Genomic DNA, 18,136 nt, shown 5'->3' on the forward strand with positions numbered 1-18,136 from the left:
GCCCTTCCTTGCACTCAGCTCAGGGGAGGCGGAGGCCGAGCTCACGGTGGGAGGCGAGCCACGTCTCCACCTCATCAGCCCGGCGGGGCAGGCCGCCTGACAGGTTGACCGCGCCCGCGTCCGTGATCAGGACGTCGTCTTCGATGCGGATGCCGATGCCGCGCAGCTCCGCCGGGACCAGGTCGTCGTCGGGCTGGAAGTACAGGCCGGGTTCGACGGTCAGCACGTACCCCACTTCCAGCTCGCCCTCCTTGTACTTCTCCTTGCGGGCCTTCGCGCAGTCGTGCACGTCGATGCCGAGCATGTGACCGAAGCCGTGCAGCGTCCACCGGCGGTACACGGTGGAGTCGCTCGACATGGCCTCGTCGACGCTCACCGGCAGGATGCCCAGCTCGGCGAGGCCCTCGGCGAGCACCCGCATGCAGGTCTGGTGCACGTCCTTGAACTTGACGCCGGGCTTGATGAAGTCGATGCCGGCCTGCTGCGAGGCGTACACGATGTCGTAGACCTGCCGCTGCAGGGGGCTGAACGTGCCGGAGACCGGCACCGTGCGGGTCACGTCGGCGGTGTAGAGGTTGGGGCCCTCCACGCCCATGTCCATCAGCAGCAGCTCGCCCGGGGTGGTGGTGCCGTTGTTGCGGATCCAGTGCAGGACCGTGGCGTTCGATCCGGCGCCGACGATCGAGCTGTACCCGACGCCGTTGCCGTCGTGCCGCGCGCGCAGGCCGAAGACGCCCTCGATCAGCCGCTCGGACACGCCCCGGTCGGCCGGCAGCACCCGGGCGACGTCCTCGAAGCCGCGTACCGTGGCGTCGATCGCGTCCCGGAGCTGGGCGATCTCCCACGCGTCCTTGATCAGCTTGAGCTCGGCGATCGACGTGGCCAGCTCGCGGTCGCGGGCGCCGGCCTCCTCGACGTCGTACGGCAGGATGGCCGCGTCGACCGCCGGGTCGAGCCCGCGCAGGACCCGGGTACGGCCGGGCGGGCAGTTGGCGAGGGCGGCGGGCAGGTCGGCCAGGGGCGCGGTGGTCAGGCCCAGCTCGGTGGCCTTCTCGGCGAGCGTCTGGCGCCGGCCCACCCACAGTTCGCCGTCGCGGCTGCGGAAGAACTCGTCGCTGTCCCGGGACGCGCGCGGGCGGGTGTAGAGCACCAGCTCGCCGTCCGGCCGGATGATCAGCACGCTGCCCGGCTCGTGGTCACCGGTCAGGTAGACGAAGTCGCTGCCGGGCCGGAAGGCGTACGCGGTGTCGTTGGCGCGTACCCGCTCGGGACCGGTGGGCACGACGAGGAAGTCGCCGGCGAAGGCCGCGGAGACCGCGGCCCGGCGCGCGGCGTGCGCGGTGGCCTCCGGCCGTTCGGGTACACCGAATGGCTCGTCGCGCCATCCCGTGCGCATGAATTCGAGGAGCCGCTCCGGGTAGTCGGGGTCGTGTGATTCCGTCCGTGGCTGCTCGTTCATCTCTTCGACTCTCCCGTAAGTCCCGGTTTCCCAGCATCCGACGGTACCCGGTGTCAGAATGGTGCATATGTGTGGAATCCTGGCTTTCTTTTCGTCTCGGGGCGAGGCGGGCGCGCAGCGGGACGCGGTGGCGGGGGCGCTGGAGTGCCTGCACCACCGAGGGCCGGACGAGACCGGCGTAGAAGTGGTAGATGCGGACGCCGTCTTCGCGCACAAGCGGCTCTCGATCATCGACGTCGAGTCCAGCCATGAGCCGCTGTCGTACGCGGACGGCCGCTACCTGCTGACCTTCAACGGCGAGATCTACAACTACCTGGAGTTGCGCGAGGAACTGGCCCGCGACTTCGGCGCCAAGTTCGCCACCCAGGGGGACGCCGAGCTGGTCGTCGCCGGGTTCCACCACTGGGGCGAGCTGATGCTGCCCCGGCTGCGCGGCATGTTCGCGTTCGTGATCTGGGACCGCCAGGAGCGGCGGGCGTTCGGCGCCCGCGACTACTTCGGCATCAAGCCGATGTACTACCTGGAGACCGGCGACGGCGTCTTCCTGGCCTCGGAGAAGAAGGCGCTGCTGCCGTTCTTGGCGCAGGAGGTCGTCGACCCGGCCAGCCTGTCGCACTACCTGACCCTGCAGTACGTGCCGGAGCCGCGCACCCTGCACGAGGGGATCAAGCGGGTCGGCTCGGGCGAGCTCTTCCGCTGGACTCCCGAGGCCGGCATCGACGTGGTGCGGTGGTACCGGCCGGTCTTCCGGCCCAGCCCGACGGACGACCCGCAGAAGCTGTACGACCGGATCCGCGAGACTCTGCGCGACAGCGTACGGATGCACATGCGCGCGGACGTGCCGGTCGGCGCGTTCCTGTCCTCCGGCATCGACTCGACCGCGATCGTGGCGCTGGCCCGGGAGTTCAACCCGAACATCCTCACGTTCACCGTCGGGTTCGACGTGGACGGCTACTCCGAGATCGAGGTGGCCCAGGACTCCGCCCGGCACCTCGACGTCACCACGATCCCGACCGTGATCGGGCCGCAGGACATGATGGAGGCCCTGCCGCGGATCGTGTGGCACCTGGACGACCCGGTGGCCGACCCGTCCCTGGTGCCGCTGTACTTCGTGGCGAAGAAGGCCGCCGAGCAGGTCACCGTGGTGCTGTCCGGCGAGGGCTCGGACGAGTTCTTCGGCGGCTACACCATCTACCGCGAGCCGCTGTCGCTGCACGCCGTGCAGAGCCTGCCGGACCCGATGCAGCGCGGCCTCCGCGCGGTGTCCAAGGTGATCCCGCAGGGCGTCAAGGGCAAGAGCTTCCTGGAACGCGGGACCACGCGCATCGAGGACCGCTACTACGGGAACGCCCGGATGTTCGCCGAGGCGGAGAAGCGTGACCTGATGCGCCGCAACGACGGCTCGGTCCGGTACACCGACGTGACCGCGCCGATCTACGCCGAGTGCGCCGACCTCGACGACGTCACCAAGATGCAGTACGTCGACCTGCACACCTGGCTGCGCGGGGACATCCTGGTCAAGGCGGACCGGATCTCGATGGCTCACTCGCTGGAGGTGCGGGTGCCGTTCCTGGACCGGGAGGTCTTCGACGTGGCGTCGATCCTGCCGGTCGAGCTGAAGCTGCCGCCCCGCTCCACGGCCACCAAGTACGCCCTGCGCCGCGCCCTCGAAGGCGTCGTACCCCCGGCGATCGTCAACCGGCGCAAGCTCGGCTTCCCCACCCCGACCCGGGTGTGGCTGCGCGGCGAGATGTACGAGTGGGCCCGGGACATCCTGGCCACCTCGGGCGCGGGCGACCTGCTCGACCTGTCGTACGCCCAGCGCCTGCTCGACGAGCACAAGCGCGGCACCGCCGATCACTCCCGCAAGGTGTGGACGGTCCTGGTGTTCTGCGTCTGGCATGCCATCTTCGTGGAGCGGTCGCTCGACCCGGGCATCCAGCGCAATCCGTCGGCCCTGCTCACCAAGCCGGTGGTCGGTTCGATGGTGCGGTAGCGCCAACCGGAGCGTTCCGTATCTGTCTGGTCACCGGTAGAGTGCGGAGACAGCCACGGCGGACCTAGGACAGCGCGCCGACAGCTGAGTAGCCGGCGACGAGAGGAGCCGCGTGGCGTGACTTCGCCGTACTCCTCGTCAGCGAACTCCAGCCAGCCGTGGGACGCGTTCGACACCGGCTGGTACCTCGACCACAACTACCGGACCCTGCGCGACGACGATCAGGTGATCATCGATCGCATCGGGGACCACTTCGCCGCCACGTGCGGGCGCTTCCTCCGGGGGATCGACGTCGGCACCGGCGCCAACCTCTATCCAGCGCTGGCCATGCTGCCGTACTGCGACGAGATCACGCTGTGGGACCGCGCCAGCTCCAACGTGGACTGGCTACGTCACGAGGTGATGGGATACTCCCGACTGTGGGACAAGTTCTGGGGCGAGCTCGCCGGCAAGGCCCGCTACCGCCCGGTGCGCGACCCGCGGTTGGAGCTGGCCCTGGTGGCCACCGTGCGGCAGGGTGACATCTTCCGGCTCCCCACCGCCCGGTGGGACATCGGCACGATGTTCTTCGTCGCGGAGTCGCTGTCCGGCGAGCGCGCCGAGTTCGAGTTGGCGATGGCGAAGTTCGTCGGCTGCCTGGTGCCGGGCGCGCCGTTCGCCGCGGCCTTCATGGCGCATTCGCAGGGGTACGTCGTGGGCGAGCGTGCGTTTCCGGCGGTGCCGATCGTCGCCGACGACGTGGCCCGTACCCTTGAAGCCATCGCTCATAATGTGGACATACACAAGATCGACACTGAGACGCCGCTGCGGCAGGGATACGACGGCATGATCCTGGCGCTCGGCCACGCCGGCCGCCGGTAGACCCGGGGAGGAGGAGCCAATGAAGATCCAGCCCCGGCAACAGCTCCTGGAGATCTGGCAGGCCACCACCCGATCGTCCCTTCAGGACGGCAAGTGGATCTGGGGCAGCAAGGACCGGACCAACTCGATCAGCGACGCCGAGCAACTGCTCTCGATCATGTTGCCGGCCACCTCCATGGAGGCGTTCCGGCTCGACCGGCCGAACGAGACGGCCGACGACGTGCTGTCCGCGCTCCGCGGTCTCGGCGACGCGGTCGAGGTGCCCCAGGTGCTGATCCGGGTCATCACCGACTACATGGAGCGGTACACGGACGCCTCGGGCGCGCCGTCCTTCGCCGGCGACAGCTACTTCCGGTGCGCCGAGGACGACGGGGATCCGACCGCGGCGCAGGCGGCGACGGACGTGGTGGACTCGTTCGCGATGTCGGTGACGCTGTCGCTGGCGACGCTGAGCTTCCTGCGGGGGTTCGCGGCCGAGGTGACCCGGGAGAGCCTTCGCCGCGAGATCGACCACCTGGAGGAGATGGCCAGCAAGCGGTTGAGCGCGGCCCTGATCGGCCTGCTGCGCAGCTTCACGGTCAACGTAATGGACGCGGACTCCGCGGAGGGGCAACAGCTGATCCGCACCGCCAACCAGCAGGGCCTGCCCCAGCGCCAGGTCATCGAGGCGTTGCGGCGAGCCCTGGCCCAGGTGCGCGCCTCGCTGCGCGACATCACGATCGGGGTCAACTACGACGCCATCTCGTCGCTGGACAACCCCAACCGGCTCTTCGAGTGCGGCTGGTCCTGGGGGATCGTCAAGGACGCCCCGTGGGTCGAGACCACCGAAGACGTCGGAGACCAGGCCGACGGCGTGGCCGAGGCGGCGCCGTACCTCTACTTCTCCGTGGTGGCGCTGAACGCCATCGAGGATCTCTTCTCCGAGCGCACGCGTCTGCTGGGCCTGCTCCATGAGGAGCAGCAGCGGCTTGCCCAGGAGTTGCAGCGCCGCTGGGACCTGACCCAGCAGTACTGGTCGACGATCGCCAGCTTCGGCGACGGCCGTTGGCCGGTGGAGGACGTGCCGTGGCGCACCACCGACGGCTTCGAGTCCGACTACTTCAGCCTGCTCGTGACGGCGGTGACCGTGCAGGACCTGGCCAACCGGCGGGCCACCGACAGCGACCTGGCCCGGGTCGGCGACGTGCTCACCGAGCTGGCCAACCGGGCCCGGATCACCAGCCGGCCGTACCACCGGGACCACGCCCTTGGCCTGCACCTTCCCGGCGTGGAGCTGACCCTCGGCGGCAGCGAGGAGCGCGGACCGTCGCGCCTGACCTGGCTCGCGGCCGACTTCTCGCCGCTGCTGCTGAAGCGGATGCTCCGGATCGCGCAGATGATGCACGACTCCGAGCGGCGCGGCGAGCTGCTGCGCCAGTCCGACATGATCTGGGATCACCTGCTGGAGCGGCGCCTCAAGGACGACACCGGATACCTGTGGGACCAGCCGGCCGGCGCCTATCCCCAACTGCCGATGCGGGATGAGCATCCCTCCTGGTATTACACCGAGCGGGTGGTGGAGAGCCTGGTCACCGCCGCCAAACTGGTCAGCAGCCCGCCGTTGCAGAGCCCACGGGTCAGCGCCCACGCCGACGACATGCTGTACGAGGCGGAGCACCTCTACGACCAGGAGTTGCTCGGCGGGGCCGGCGAGGCGGGGCCGGCGATGCGTAAGGCGCTGCAGGGGATGCGCCTGACCCTGGAGCGGGCGCGGCGGATCCGGCATACCCGGCCCGCCACGGCCGTCGCGTTGATCAGCGAGGTGCTGCGCGAGCTGGATCAGCTCACCGCGGCCCGACGCGACGTGACGTCCTTATAGCGAGGCCACAGTGCTCATCTTCGCGACCTCCGACAAGGGCGGCACCGGCCGCTCCGTGACCAGCTGCAACGTCCTCTACCGGCGAGCGTTGCAGGGCAGCGACACCTGCTACCTGGACTTCGACTTCGGGTCGCCGACGGCGGGCACCGTCTTCAACCTGCCCGACGTGGCGCGCGGTACGAACAGGGGCGGGCTGCACTCGTACCTCCGGGGCCTGGTGTCCGACCCGCACGCGGTGGACATCTGGTCCGAGTCCGACCGGCACAGCCTGCGCGGCCGGCCCGCCGGTGCCGGCCGGCTCGTGCTCTACCCGGGCGACGCGAGCGGCGGTGAGTTCGCGACCGACACCGAAGTCGTCCGTCGCTGCGTCCGGCTCTTCCTGCGGCTGGAGGAGGAGTTCGAGCTGACGTTCGTCGACCTCAGCGCCGGCCGCTCGTACGCCACGGAGATCGTGCTCGCCGCGACCGCCATGCCGGAGATGCAGCCGGTCACCGCCCGGTGGCTGGTCTTCCACCGGTGGACCCGGCAGCACATCATCGCCGCGTCGGGCCTGGTGTACGGGGAGCGCGGCATCATCGACGCCGGCATGCAGTGGGGCCACGATCGCAACACGCTCGCCAACTCCATCCGGTTCGTGCGTACCGCGGTGGTCGACCCGAACTCGCCGGAGCTGGCCGGGCTGCGGGCCGCTCAGGTGGCGTGGCTGCGGGACTGCAACCGGGACCTGCGGGAGCTGGCGACGGACCGGCGCGTCGGCCGGACGCTGGAGCTGGGCTCGGTGCCGCTGGACCCGGTCCTGCAGTGGCGGGAGCAGCTCATCTCGGACAGTGACGTGCTCGCGCGGCAGATCGCCAACCGGGAGACGGTCGAAGCGTTCGAGGCGCTGGCGAAGAGGATCAGCGACGACGCGGCGTGGGAGGGGCTGTGACCTCCACCGAGACGGCGGTCTTCCTGGAAGCGTCGGCGGACGGCGGCGTCGAGGCGGTGCCGCTGTCCCACCTGTCCTTCGAGGTGGGCCACCTCTACGTGGAGGACCTGCGGGCCGGCGTCGCCCGGCTGCGGCGGTACTTCGCGCAGGTCGCGCCGTGGGCCCAGGCCGCCCGCGCGGCGTGCGGCGAAGAGGTGGACCCGGCGAACGCCCGGATCAGCACCTGCTTCCTGATCGACGACTACTTCACCCAGCCCGGACCGCCGAGCGAGCTGGTGCCGCAGATCGTCGACGCGGCCCGGGACAGCGGCCTGCGGATCGACTATCTGGTCCGCGAGTCGGCGTGTGCCGAACTGGCGCCGATCGTGGAGGGTCGCCTCGTCACCGAGCCGGTACCGGGGACCAACGGGTCGCGGCCGCCGCCCTCGGAGGTCGGCTGGCTCTGCAACGGGCAGCGCTCGCCCGCACCGCACGCCGCGGAGGCGATGGCCGTGCCGGACGGCTGGCGACCGCCGGTGGAGAACGCCGTGAACCGGCACTCGATCTTTGTCGACGTGGAGCTGTGGGACGAGCGGGGCGGCCGGCGTACCTGGTCGTGCGCCTTTCTCTCGGCCGTCTGGCAGCTGGCCCGCCTCGGCCTGATCCGCAACGCCGGCGACAACCCGCTGATCCCCGAGGACGTCGCCGAGCTGCCTGAGCGCTGGGCGGCCCTGCCCCCGATCGTCCGGCTCCAGGCCGACGCGCCGCCGTTCTTCGCGTACCAGTCGTTCTCGGTGCTGGGCGCCCGGTTCCTGTCGATCGAGAGCGCCGTTCGTACGATCCTCTCCCAGGTCGCGATCCCCGGCGACGTACTGCGCCAGACCGACGACCGGGCCATGGCCGAAGGATTCGACCTGCCGGCGGCGGCGCTCGACCGGATCCGCTACGCGTTCGTGTAGCGGGCGGGCGTCACGCCGGTTCCGCCCAGCCGTGCGCGGCCGCGAGGCGCCGTACCGCCGCGATGAGCGCCTCGGTCGCGGCCAGCCCGGCCTGCGACTGCTCGACCTGCTCGTCGATCCCCGCGGCGATGGCGTACTGGGTGCCGGCGAAGTAGCGGGACAGCGGCCGGAGGTCGTCGGCGGTCAGTAGGGCGTCCATCGCCCGGACCAGGTCGTCGTCCAGCTCACCCGGGTCCCAGTAGCTCACCGACGCCGCGGTGAGCAGCCGCCCGATCTCCTTGGCGTCCTCTGTGGAGATCCAGCCGAGCTGCTGGCGCACCATGTGCGGCTGGACGTGCTCCTTCATGAACCGCCACCGGGCCGCGGCGTCGCGCAGCAGGCGCTGCGCCCGATCCTGGGACACCAGCGCCCGCGACCATACGTCGTGGATGTCCCGCCATTCGCGTACGGCGGCGACGAGGAGCGGCTGGCTGTGTTTGTCGCGGGCGGCCGGAAGTAGCTCGTCGTTGAGGACCCGGATCCGGTCGTACAGCTCGCCGACGTCGTTCGCGCCGGTCGTCAGGCCGGTCACGTCGTGCAGGATCTCGCGGACGGTGGCCTTCGCCAGCGTGGCCACGCCCCGCTGGTCGCGCTTCTGCGACTCGTTCGCGGTGAAGCCCTGCAGCACGATCAGGGCCAGCGGTACGCCGAACAGCGCCCCGGTCACGGTCGAGGCGAGGTTGGTCAGGAACGGCAGCTCGTCCCACCAGCCGGCGAAGTCGCCGATCGCGCCGAGGACGGTGGACACGCCCCCGCGGACCACATCGCGACGCAGGCCACCCGCAGTGCCGGGCTGGCGTTCGCCCAGGAGCGGCGCAGCCACGAGCCGGCCTCCGTCGCGCCGTCCCGGCGCGGCGGCGCGCTCATCGGCGTACCGGTCCGGGATCGTCGTCGGGGGAATCCAGGGAGGGGATCGCCCCGGCGTCCATCTGGTCCCGTACCCGGTCGACGCAGGTCTGCCACTGCCGGCTGAGGCCGGATCGGTGCTCCAGTTCCCGCCACAGCGGCAGGAGCGGCTCCGGCATCCGGGCGGCGGGCATCCAGAGGTGCAGCAGGTGGTCGACCGCCGGTCGGAGCCGGTGGACGACGCGGCGGCGGGCGTTGACCCCGATTCCGCTGCGCTCCAGGAGCCGCAGCAGGGACGTGAGCAGCCAGTCGTGCCGCGCGAGGTCCGCACAGAAGTGCGCGACGTACGGCAGCTCGTCCTCGGGGACCTCCAGGTGGGCGGTGCGCAGCGTGCTGTTGACGACGGTGAACCGGACGGTGCGGCCGGCGCCCGGCACCGCGCTCCACCGGAACTCGGTGCGCGCCATGCGAAACGGCGGCCGGCGGTCGACCTCCGGCCGGCTCTGCACCGCGTCCATCAGGCCCGCGGACACGGCGCCGAGGTCGAGATGCGCGGGATCCCGGCCGTCGGCGAGGAATCCGGCGGCGAGATCGTCCGCGCCCACCTTGCCCATCAGCTCCACCCGGCCCGGGTGCGACAGGTAGTGCGCCCAGGACATCCGCCGGCCGTTCCGGCTCGGTCCCAGTACGGCGTACGAGGAGCCTTGCAGGAGGTGGCCACCGGTCAGGGCGGCGCGGGAGGTGACCGTGCCGATGCCGCGTACCTGGCCGCCGGAGGCGCCGGCGAGGGAGCAGTCGATGCCGGTGAGTATCTCGGGCGACTCGGCGTACGCGATCGGGCGTTCCGATGTGCGTACCCGCCCGCCGGGGGCGAGCCGCAGGATGTCGGCGGAGACCGCGGCGCCGACCGCGCCGGCGTGCTGCAGGAGGCCGGTGTGGACCTCGCCCAGGATCAGCGTCGCGACCGCGCGCGGCCCAGCGCCGCCACGCCGCCCGGACCGAGGCCGGGACCTGCCCGCGGGCGGGGCGAGTGAAGCCACAGGCAGCCTCCACACCGATCTGGTGATGTGATCTGACCCCATGATGACGGTGGATGGCAACCCGGTGGTGGTGTGGCAACAACGGTCCGTTACGGCGGTGTCCGGGTGGCCGCCGATGTGCAGCGGGCCCGGCGCCGCGAACGGCGCCGGGCCCCGAGGGGGTGGTGCGGAGTTATGCGACTGCGCAGGTGACCGCCGGTGCGGTGGCGGCACCGTTGGCCACGAAGCCGAACGTCGTCGACGCGCTGGCGTTGAGTGCGCCGTTGTAGTTGGCGTTGCGGACCGTGTGGTTGGGCGCGGTGCCGGACAGTGTGCCGTTCCACAGGTTGCTGACGGACTGGCCGCTGGCCAGCGTCAGGCCGACGGACCAGCCGGCGATCGCGGCCGTGCCGCTGTTGCGGACGCTGACCTCACCCTGGAAGCCGCCGCTCCAGCTGCTGACCGTCCGGTACGTGGCCGCGCAGGACCCGGGGCCCGGGTTCGGGCCGCCGGTGGTCGGGCCGGTGGTCGGGTTGCTCGTCGTCGGGCCCGGCGTGATCGTGCCCTGGCCGGGGCCGACGCCCGTGACCTCACCGTTGCCGCCGTCGAAGAGGACGTCGGAGCAGCCGAAGAAGTTCTCCTGGCTGTCCGAACGCACCCACCGCGAGTAGATGATGTGCCGGCCGCTCTTGCCGGTCGGCAGGGTGCCGGTGAAGTAGTAGTGACCGTCGTTGGTGCCGACCGCGCCGCGCGACGGCGGGTTGGTGACCGTCAGGAACGGCGACGCCTCCAGGTCACTCCAGGCCAGCGCCCGGGTGGGGCTCCAACTGTTGTTGGTCACGTAGAAGTAGAACGTGCCCGGGTGGTGCGCCCAGTTGCTGTACCTGAACTCCATCGTGCGGCCGGCCGTCAGGTGGGTGGTCGGCCAGTCGGTGCGGGCCAGGTTGTACCCCGAGAACGTGGTGTTGCCGCCGCTGCACAGCTGACCGTCCGGGATGAAGCCGGTGGTGCGGCCGTTCGCGTCGGAGCGCAGCACGCTGAACCAGTTGTACAGCGGGTTGGTGCCGCTCTGGGCCACCGCCGCCGCGCACGCGGGGTTGTTGGGGATGATCTGGCCGGTGGAGCTGAGGCCGTCCTGCCAGCAGAGGCGGGTACGGCTGCCGGGAATGATCGCGGCGCCGTGCGCCTCGGCGGCGTCCGGGGTGATCACCGCGATGATGCCCGCGGCCACCACAGCGGCGGCGGCGGTTGCCGCGGCCCTGCGTAGAAGTTTCACCTTGGTCTCCCTAGCTTTGAGTACACAGGTTCGGGAGATCAGGACGGCCGCGGCGCGCAAGGGACTCGACGCACCGTCCGATCTCGGACGTACGCGCCTCTCACATGGCCCCTTGCCCGGCAACCGATCCGGCGCGTCAGCCCCCGCGCCGACCGGCATCGACATTGCACCATGAATCGATTGCCTCGGCAATAGCCGATCGTCTATGTGCTCCGGTGTCGCCGATCAAGGCTTTTCGCGCCGATCAAGGGCAAAGGGTCGTGGATTGGAGATCAAAGCACGGCCGTTTGCCCTTGATCGACGGAGAAAGCCTTGATCGGCGCGCGCGAGCGGGCGCGGCGCGGCGAGCGGGCGCGGCGAGCGGGCCGGCGCGGCGCGGGCCAGGCTAGTAGCGGGTTACCAGGTGCTCGCGGCCGGGGGGTGGGGCGTACGGCTCGGGCCAGAAGTCGGTGATCCGCTCGATCAGCCCGTCGTCGTCCAGCTCGAAGAAGGTCAGCGCGGGCTGCTCGTCTCCGCCGACGGCGAACGTCGCCCAGGTGGCCGCGCGGCTGCCCTCGCCGATCGCGCGCACGTCGGTCACGTGCCAGTCGCCCGGATACTCCACGTTGAACCGCACGAACGCCTCACGGCCGTGGATCCGCTCGCGCGTCTGGGGCAGCTCGTAGACGACCCCCTCGGAGAGGAGGGTCGCGAACGCCACCCAGTCACGGGCCTCGGCCGCCGCCCAGTACGCCACCGCGGTGTCATGTGCCGTCGTCATGCGCGCATCGTGGCACCAGGGTCTGACACAATGTCGGCGAGCGCCATGGATGCCGAGGTCAGGACCCCGAGGAGTACATCGCCGCGCTGCCGGAGCCACGCCGCGGCGACGTACAGCTGTTGCACGAGTTGATCCGGCGGGAGGCGCCCGAGCTGGCGCCGTACGTGCAGTCGGGCATGCTCGGCTACGGCAGCTACCACTACCGGTACGACAGCGGGCGCGAGGGCGACTGGTTCGTCGTGGGGCTGGCCGGCCGCAAGGCGTACGTCTCGCTGTACGTCAGCGCCACCGTGGGCGACCGCTACCTGGCCGAGACCTACCGCGATCGGCTGCCCAAGGCCGACATCGGGCGCAGCTGCGTGCGCATCAAGCGGCTGTCCGACGTCAACCTGGACACCGTCGCCGCGCTGATCCGGGAGGCGGCTCAGACCCGGCCGGACAGCTCCGCGTAGCCGCGCCGCACCGCGACCAGGGCGGCGTCCGGGCCGAAGGGTGCCTTGGCCGCGACCACCTCGGCCAGCGCCCCGTCGGCGTGCCCGTCGCGGATCACCCATTCGAGCGCGGCCAGCTCTTCGTGCTGCCCGCGGACGAAGTTGTGCCCCACGACCGCGCCGTGTCCGGGCACGACCGCCGTCGAGGGCGTGGTGAGGCGCAGCAGCGCGGCCACCGTCTGCGGCCATTCCAGCGGGTACGCGTCGTCGAACGCCGGCGGCGCGCCCTCCTCCACCAGGTCTCCGGCCACGAGTACGTCGGCGTCGGGCACGTGTACGACCAGGTCGCCGGCGGTGTGGCCGCGGCCGAGGTAGCGCAGGACGACCGGGCGCCCGCCGACGTCCAGGGTGGACTCGTGGTGGACGGTGTGGTTGGGCGCCACGATCGGCGCGGTCACCAGGTCGGGGGCCAGTTCCGGGGCGAGCCGCAGCGCCTCCGCGTACGCCTCCCGGCGTACCGCCTCGGGGCGCTCGCGCAGCAGCGCGGCGGTCTCCTCGTGGGCCCAGATCGGGCATGCGGGCTCGCCGGCCATCGTGCCGTTGCCGAACGTGTGGTCGAAGTGGTGGTGGGTGTTGGCCACGAGCCACGGCAGGCCGGTGATCGCCCGGATCGCGCCGGTCAGCTCGGCGGCCTGCGCCGGTGAGGCGAGCGTGTCGACCAGCAGCGCGGCGTCGTCGCCCAGGACCAGGGTGACGTTGACGTCCAGGACCGGGTACCGGAGCACGAAGACGTCGTCGCCGACCTCGGTGAACTCAGCCGTCACGGGAACCGAAAGCCTTCTCCACGAACCGGTGCCGATCGACCAGGACGCGCTCGACGCGCCCCTCGGCCACCGTGGTGCCGCCGTCCGTCACGACGACCTCGAAGAGCAGGCGCCGGCCGTCGACCTTGGCGAGCTGGGCCACGGCGACGACGGTACGGCCGACCGGGGTGGGCGCCCGGTGGTCCAGCTCGACCCGGATGCCGACCGTGGTCATCCCGGGCGTCATCCGGGTCGCCGTCGCGGCCACGGTGGCGGCCTCGGCCAGCGCCAGCACCCTGGGCGTACCCAGCACGGGCACGTCACCGGAGCCGAGCGCCTGAGCGGTGTCGGAGTCCGTGACGGTCAACTCCACGCGGGCGGTCAGCCCGGGCGCGAAGCCGGGATCCGGCTGCTGCTCCATGCCGCATAGCGTAGGCGCTCCAGATAGGGACAGACCACGTATCGGGGCGGGTGTCCGGCCGGACGGCGTACCCCCGCGGTTAATCTGGACGGCGATGGCCGTGACGATCTCGCCCGCGCACGACGCGGCGCCGCCTCCCGACTCCCCGCCACCGGCGGCGCCCGCCCCGCGCTCCCGGGTGATCGCGATGTCGGTGTGGGGCGTGGCGTTCGTGGCCGGATGGCTTCTGATCGGCCTGCCCACCGACCCGCTGTACGCCTTCGGGTGGCTGTGGACCGCGACGATCGCGTGGCGGATCGACCAGCCGTGGCGCTCCCACCTGAGCTTCGCCCGCGACTGGCTGCCGATCGTGCTGGTGCTGGTCGGCTACAACCTCTCCCGGGGCTTCGCCGACAACGACGCCACGCCGCACGTGCTGGAGCTGGTCGCGGCGGACCGGTGGATGTTCGGCTGGGCCACCGGCGGGCAGGTGCCGACGGTCTGGCTCCAGCAGCACCTGTACGACCCGAACCGGGTCCACTGGTACGACGTGCTGGCCAGTTGGGTGTACTTCTCCCACTTCGTGGTGGCGCTCACCGTGGCGGTGATCCTGTGGCTGCGGGCCCGGCCGCGCTGGGCCGCGTTCATGCGCCGGTGGGTGTTCCTGTCCATGGCCGGGCTGGTCACGTACTTCCTCTACCCGGCGGCGCCGCCCTGGTGGGCCGCCCGGTACGGCCTGCTGGAGGACGTCGCCCGCATCTCCACCCGGGGCTGGAAGGCGGTGGGCATGCACGGCGCCGGCAACATGCTCAACGTCGGCCAGGTCGCCGCCAACCCGGTCGCCGCGATGCCGTCGCTGCACACCGCGTTCGCGCTCTTCGTGGTGGCGTTCTTCCTCAACTCGGTGCGCAAGCGCTGGTGGCCGCTGCTGCTGGCGTACCCGCTGGCGATGACGTTCACGCTGGTCTACTCGGGCGAGCACTACGTGATCGACGTGCTGGTCGGCTGGGCGTACGTGGGGCTGACGTTCCTGGTGGTGGGCCTGGGAGAGCGGTATTGGGCGGCCCGGCACAAGGCTGCGGCTACGCCCGAGCCCGCGCGGCTCGAGAACGCTCCGCCAGCTCCGCAGCCAGCATCCACGCCTCGTTGACGTCGCGGTCGCCGGCGGTGGCGCTCAGCCCACCGGCCGTGTCGGCGTGCACGGTGGCGAGCCGCAGCCGGCGTTGCAGCGGGCCCTGCACCACCCGGACGCTCTGGATCCGGGCGTACGGGACGAGGACCAGTTGCCGGGTCACCCGGCCGGCGCGGGCGGCGAAGACCTGGTCGGTCAGCGCGGCGCCCAGCATCGGCCACTCCATCGGATGCAGCCAGCGGGCCCGGCGCGGCGGGCGGGTCAGCGGCAGCCCGTCCAGTGCCACCTCGGGCAGCACCTCGGCGAGGATCTTCCGGGCGGCCGGTTCGTCGCCGACCGGCAGCAGCCGGTCGGAGCGCTTGCCGTCGTCCGCGCCGGCCGCGGCGTAGCCGGCCACGTCCAGGCGCAGCCGCAGCCACCCCTTGGGCCGCCAGAGCAGCGGCCAGGTCGCCCCGATCGCCTGCACCCGGTCCAGCGGCACGGTCTGGCTGCGGGTCTCCAGCAGGCCGCCGCGCAGCCGCAGGGCGCCGTTTTCGCGGGCCAGCCGGAAGTTCCAGTCGCCGAGCACGCGGCGCAGCGGCTGGAGCAGTACGCCGGCCATCGCCGTCACCGTGCTCGCGATGCCGATGAAGGACAGGCTGCCCTCGTACCCGAATTGGATGGCGATGAACGCAACGCCGAACGGCATGAAGAACGCCTGCGGCGTCAGAAGCTGGCTGATCAGGAGGTCCTTGTTGTCGACCGCGTGCACGTGCCGGGCCGGTGGTGCCGGCGGCGCGGCCTGCGCCGCGTCCGGATCCTCCGCCGCCACGCGCCCCGCCAGCACCAGCAGCCGCTCGCGCAGCGACCGGGCGCCGGCGACCGTCAGGTACGCCAGCGGGGCCTCCGGCTTGCTGCCGCCGACGACCTCGAGCCGTAGCTCGGCGAGGCCGGTGAGCTGGGCCAGCAGCGGCCGGACCACCTCGACGGCCTGGAGCCGTTCCAGCGGGATGGCTCGGGTGCGCCGCCACAGCAGGCCCTCGTGGACCCGCAGTTCCCGCCCGACCACCTGGTAGCCGGTGTAGTACCAGCTCACCACCGCCAGGATGACCTGACCGATGAGCAGGACGACCACCATCGCGGCGAACCAGCCCAGACCCACCTGGCCCAGCGTCTGCCAGGACAGCGCCGCGATGATCACCACGAGCGCGCGGGCGCCCTTGAGCAGCGGGGTCAGCGGGTGCAGCCGCTGCCGTGGCTCGGCGGCCAGCGCGGTCCCGGCCGCTGGCTCGCTCACAAGCCCTCCGCGCGGTCTTCGCCGAGGGCGGTCAGGCGGTCGCGCAGCCGCGCCGCCTCCGCCGGGGGAAGGCCGGGGACCTTCGCGTCGGTCGCCGCCGCGGCGGTGTGCAACTGGACTGTGGCCAGGTCGAAGAGGCGCTCCAGCGGGCCGGCGGTGACGTCGACGAACTGCATCCGCGCGTACGGCACGATGGACAGCCGCCGTACCAGCAGCCCGTGCCGGACGAGCAGGTCGTGGTCGCGTTCGGCGTACCCCCAGGCGGCGACCGCCCGGACGATCACGAAGGCGCGCCAGATCCCGATCGCCAGGACGGCGATGACGCCCAGCCCGAGGAGCCTGTTCGCGGTCGCGGCCCAGACCGCCACCACGCCGCCCAGCAGCAAGATTTCCATGGCTCCGAGGCGGATCAGCTCGACCCAGATCAGGTCGCGGGAGACCGGGCGCCAGTCGACCGTGTCCGGCCACGGCTCCAGCGCACTCGTGGGGGCTGTCACGTGTCCAGGCTACGTGTTACCTCGCGGAGGAAGCCGCGCGCGGAGAGGAAGTCGCTCAGGTGCTCGCGATGCTCCTCGCAGGCCAGCCAGGTCTTGCGGCGGTCCGGGGTGTGGAGCTTGGGATTGTTCCACCGCAGAGCCCAGACGGCGCTGCGCTGGCAGCCGCGAGCGGAGCACTTCACGGCAGGAGTCTACGGGTGCGGAAGGGCATGAGCGCCGGGCGGCCACGGGGGAAGCCGCCCGGCGACGGCTGAAATCGTACACACGGAAAACCCCCTTATGTCTACCCTCACACCGTGCCTGTTTGGCCGGTTTCCCCGGCCGACCTGGCCGCGGCCAGGTCCGCGCCGCCATCGTGGGGGCGCCGGGCAGTCGACGCGGCCCAGATTTCCGGCGCTCCACGCCCGGCTGGTTAGCTGGGCGTGTAAGGCTTGGTGCGGCGCGCCGCGCCAGCCGATCGATCACGCCCGTATCGCTGTGGAGGACAGGTGGCCTCGTCGACCACGTCAGAAACTCCTGAGTCACCCTTGTCCGAGACCACTCCGGCCGCGGACGCGACCCTCCTCGAACGAGCGTTGTTCGAGGTCAAGCGGGTGATCGTGGGTCAGGACCGGATGGTCGAGCGGATGTTCGTGGCGCTGCTGGCCCGGGGGCACTGCCTGCTGGAGGGCGTCCCCGGGGTGGCCAAAACCCTGGCCGTGGAGACGCTGGCCAAGGTGGTCGGCGGCTCGTTCGCCCGGATCCAGTTCACGCCCGACCTGGTGCCCGCCGACATCATCGGCACCCGGATCTACCGGCAGTCGAGCGAGAAGTTCGACGTGGAGCTGGGCCCGGTGTTCGCCAACTTCCTGCTCGCCGACGAGATCAACCGGGCGCCGGCGAAGGTGCAGTCGGCCCTGCTGGAGGTGATGTCCGAGCAGCAGGTCACCATCGGCGGCGAGACCCACGAGGTGCCCAACCCGTTCCTGGTGATGGCTACCCAGAACCCGATCGAGCAGGAGGGCGTCTACCCGCTGCCGGAGGCCCAGCGCGACCGGTTCCTGATGAAGATCCTCGTGGGCTACCCGACCGACGCCGAGGAGCGGGAGATCGTCTACCGGATGGGCGTCGACCCGCCGGAGGCGTCCGCCATCCTGAGCCCGACCGAGCTGATCGGGCTGCAGCGCAAGGCCGACAAGGTGTTCGTGCACAACGCGCTGGTCGACTACGCGGTCCGGCTGGTGCTGGCCACCCGGGCCCCGGCCGAGCACGGCATCCCCGAGATCGCCCAGCTCATCCAGTACGGCGCGAGCCCGCGCGCGTCGCTCGGCATCGTGCGGGCCACCCGCGCGCTGTCCCTGATGCGCGGCCGCGACTACGCGCTGCCGCAGGACGTACTGGACATCGCGCCGGACATCCTGCGCCACCGGCTGGTGCTCAGCTACGACGCGCTCGCCGACGACGTACCGGCGGACCACATCATCGGGCGGGTGATGGCCACCGTGCCGCTGCCCACCGTCGCGCCGCGGCAGAGCGCCAACCCGCCGGCGTTGTCGCCTCCCGGCGCGCCCACGCCGCAGCCGGCCGGCGCCTGGCCCGGCACCCTGCCGTGAGCCGCCGCCGCGCCGCTGATCCCGC

Annotated in this window: 17 protein-coding genes and 1 pseudogene; 8 read left to right on the forward strand and 10 right to left on the reverse strand. The window is 71.5% G+C overall.

Annotated elements, in window-relative coordinates:
* Nucleotides 1–19 precede the first annotated feature (19 nt).
* The gene (locus Prum_RS31110) at nucleotides 20–1,459 is read right to left on the reverse strand and encodes an aminopeptidase P family protein (RefSeq protein WP_173079705.1); all 1,440 of its coding nucleotides are present in this window, start codon (nucleotides 1,457–1,459) and stop codon (nucleotides 20–22) included.
* 67 nt (nucleotides 1,460–1,526) lie between these two features.
* Between Prum_RS31110 and asnB the strand changes: the two genes are divergently transcribed.
* From asnB to Prum_RS31135, 5 genes are all read left to right on the forward strand, one after another.
* Nucleotides 1,527–3,455: an asparagine synthase (glutamine-hydrolyzing) gene (asnB, locus tag Prum_RS31115; protein WP_173079706.1), complete on the forward strand. Its 1,929-nt coding sequence runs from the start codon at nucleotides 1,527–1,529 to the stop codon at nucleotides 3,453–3,455.
* A 117-nt stretch (nucleotides 3,456–3,572) separates the two neighbouring features.
* Entirely contained in the window at nucleotides 3,573–4,316 is a 744-nt protein-coding gene (locus Prum_RS31120) for an SCO2525 family SAM-dependent methyltransferase (protein ID WP_173079707.1), read from the forward strand.
* A 19-nt stretch (nucleotides 4,317–4,335) separates the two neighbouring features.
* Nucleotides 4,336–6,174: an SCO2524 family protein gene (locus Prum_RS31125; RefSeq protein ID WP_173079708.1), complete on the forward strand. Its 1,839-nt coding sequence runs from the start codon at nucleotides 4,336–4,338 to the stop codon at nucleotides 6,172–6,174.
* 10 nt (nucleotides 6,175–6,184) lie between these two features.
* A complete protein-coding gene (locus Prum_RS31130) occupies nucleotides 6,185–7,102 on the forward strand; it encodes an SCO2523 family variant P-loop protein (protein ID WP_173079709.1) in 918 nt (305 codons plus the stop codon).
* Nucleotides 7,099–8,040 (forward strand): SCO2522 family protein, encoded by a 942-nt coding sequence (locus Prum_RS31135; RefSeq protein ID WP_173079710.1) that lies wholly within the window; start codon nucleotides 7,099–7,101, stop codon nucleotides 8,038–8,040. Before Prum_RS31130 ends, Prum_RS31135 begins: the two co-directional genes overlap by 4 nt.
* A gap of 10 nt (nucleotides 8,041–8,050) precedes the next feature.
* Here Prum_RS31135 and Prum_RS31140 read toward each other — a convergent pair whose 3' ends face one another.
* The 4 genes from Prum_RS31140 to Prum_RS31155 form a co-directional block, all read right to left on the reverse strand.
* Entirely contained in the window at nucleotides 8,051–8,902 is an 852-nt protein-coding gene (locus tag Prum_RS31140) for a hypothetical protein (RefSeq protein WP_173079711.1), read from the reverse strand.
* A gap of 40 nt (nucleotides 8,903–8,942) precedes the next feature.
* Nucleotides 8,943–9,965 carry an SCO2521 family protein gene (locus Prum_RS31145; protein WP_173079712.1) on the reverse strand — a complete coding sequence of 341 codons (1,023 nt, stop codon included), beginning with the start codon at nucleotides 9,963–9,965 and terminating at the stop codon, nucleotides 8,943–8,945.
* Between the two features lie 172 nt (nucleotides 9,966–10,137).
* Complete coding sequence (locus Prum_RS31150; protein WP_246278203.1) at nucleotides 10,138–11,220, reverse strand: lytic polysaccharide monooxygenase; 1,083 nt, start codon at nucleotides 11,218–11,220, stop codon at nucleotides 10,138–10,140.
* Between the two features lie 385 nt (nucleotides 11,221–11,605).
* Nucleotides 11,606–11,980 (reverse strand): nuclear transport factor 2 family protein, encoded by a 375-nt coding sequence (locus Prum_RS31155; protein ID WP_173079714.1) that lies wholly within the window; start codon nucleotides 11,978–11,980, stop codon nucleotides 11,606–11,608.
* 86 nt (nucleotides 11,981–12,066) lie between these two features.
* Between Prum_RS31155 and Prum_RS31160 the strand changes: the two genes are divergently transcribed.
* Nucleotides 12,067–12,432, forward strand: coding sequence for a DUF1801 domain-containing protein (locus Prum_RS31160; RefSeq protein ID WP_281369134.1), 366 nt, complete (start codon nucleotides 12,067–12,069; stop codon nucleotides 12,430–12,432).
* On the opposite strand, the gene Prum_RS31165 is transcribed toward Prum_RS31160, so the two are convergent.
* The gene (locus Prum_RS31165) at nucleotides 12,405–13,235 is read right to left on the reverse strand and encodes an MBL fold metallo-hydrolase (RefSeq protein WP_173079715.1); all 831 of its coding nucleotides are present in this window, start codon (nucleotides 13,233–13,235) and stop codon (nucleotides 12,405–12,407) included. The two genes, Prum_RS31160 and Prum_RS31165, sit on opposite strands and share 28 nt — an antisense overlap.
* Entirely contained in the window at nucleotides 13,225–13,635 is a 411-nt protein-coding gene (locus Prum_RS31170) for a thioesterase family protein (RefSeq protein WP_173079716.1), read from the reverse strand. The genes Prum_RS31165 and Prum_RS31170 overlap by 11 nt, the downstream gene beginning before the upstream one ends.
* 187 nt (nucleotides 13,636–13,822) lie before the next feature.
* Here Prum_RS31170 and Prum_RS31175 point away from each other — a divergent pair, with 187 nt between their 5' ends.
* Nucleotides 13,823–14,764 (forward strand): phosphatase PAP2 family protein, encoded by a 942-nt coding sequence (locus tag Prum_RS31175; RefSeq protein ID WP_246278641.1) that lies wholly within the window; start codon nucleotides 13,823–13,825, stop codon nucleotides 14,762–14,764.
* Here the strand turns inward: Prum_RS31175 and Prum_RS31180 are convergent.
* The 3 genes and pseudogenes from Prum_RS31180 to Prum_RS31190 all read right to left on the reverse strand — a co-directional run bounded on the left by Prum_RS31180 (nucleotide 14,697) and on the right by Prum_RS31190 (nucleotide 16,701).
* Nucleotides 14,697–16,022, reverse strand: coding sequence for a PH domain-containing protein (locus tag Prum_RS31180; RefSeq protein ID WP_173079718.1), 1,326 nt, complete (start codon nucleotides 16,020–16,022; stop codon nucleotides 14,697–14,699). The two genes, Prum_RS31175 and Prum_RS31180, sit on opposite strands and share 68 nt — an antisense overlap.
* Nucleotides 16,019–16,309: pseudogene (locus Prum_RS55250) on the reverse strand (PH domain-containing protein); the annotation flags it as partial. The pseudogene Prum_RS55250 and the gene Prum_RS31180, both read right to left, overlap by 4 nt.
* Nucleotides 16,310–16,515: 206 nt before the next feature.
* Nucleotides 16,516–16,701, reverse strand: coding sequence for a hypothetical protein (locus Prum_RS31190; protein ID WP_173079719.1), 186 nt, complete (start codon nucleotides 16,699–16,701; stop codon nucleotides 16,516–16,518).
* A gap of 306 nt (nucleotides 16,702–17,007) precedes the next feature.
* On the opposite strand from Prum_RS31190, the gene Prum_RS31195 reads away from it, so the two are divergent.
* Nucleotides 17,008–18,111, forward strand: a complete 1,104-nt coding sequence (locus tag Prum_RS31195) for an AAA family ATPase (protein ID WP_173079720.1) — start codon at nucleotides 17,008–17,010, stop codon at nucleotides 18,109–18,111.
* Nucleotides 18,112–18,136 lie beyond the last annotated feature (25 nt).

Origin of the sequence: Phytohabitans rumicis (assembly GCF_011764445.1) — a bacterium.
Lineage (GTDB): Bacteria > Actinomycetota > Actinomycetes > Mycobacteriales > Micromonosporaceae > Phytohabitans > Phytohabitans rumicis.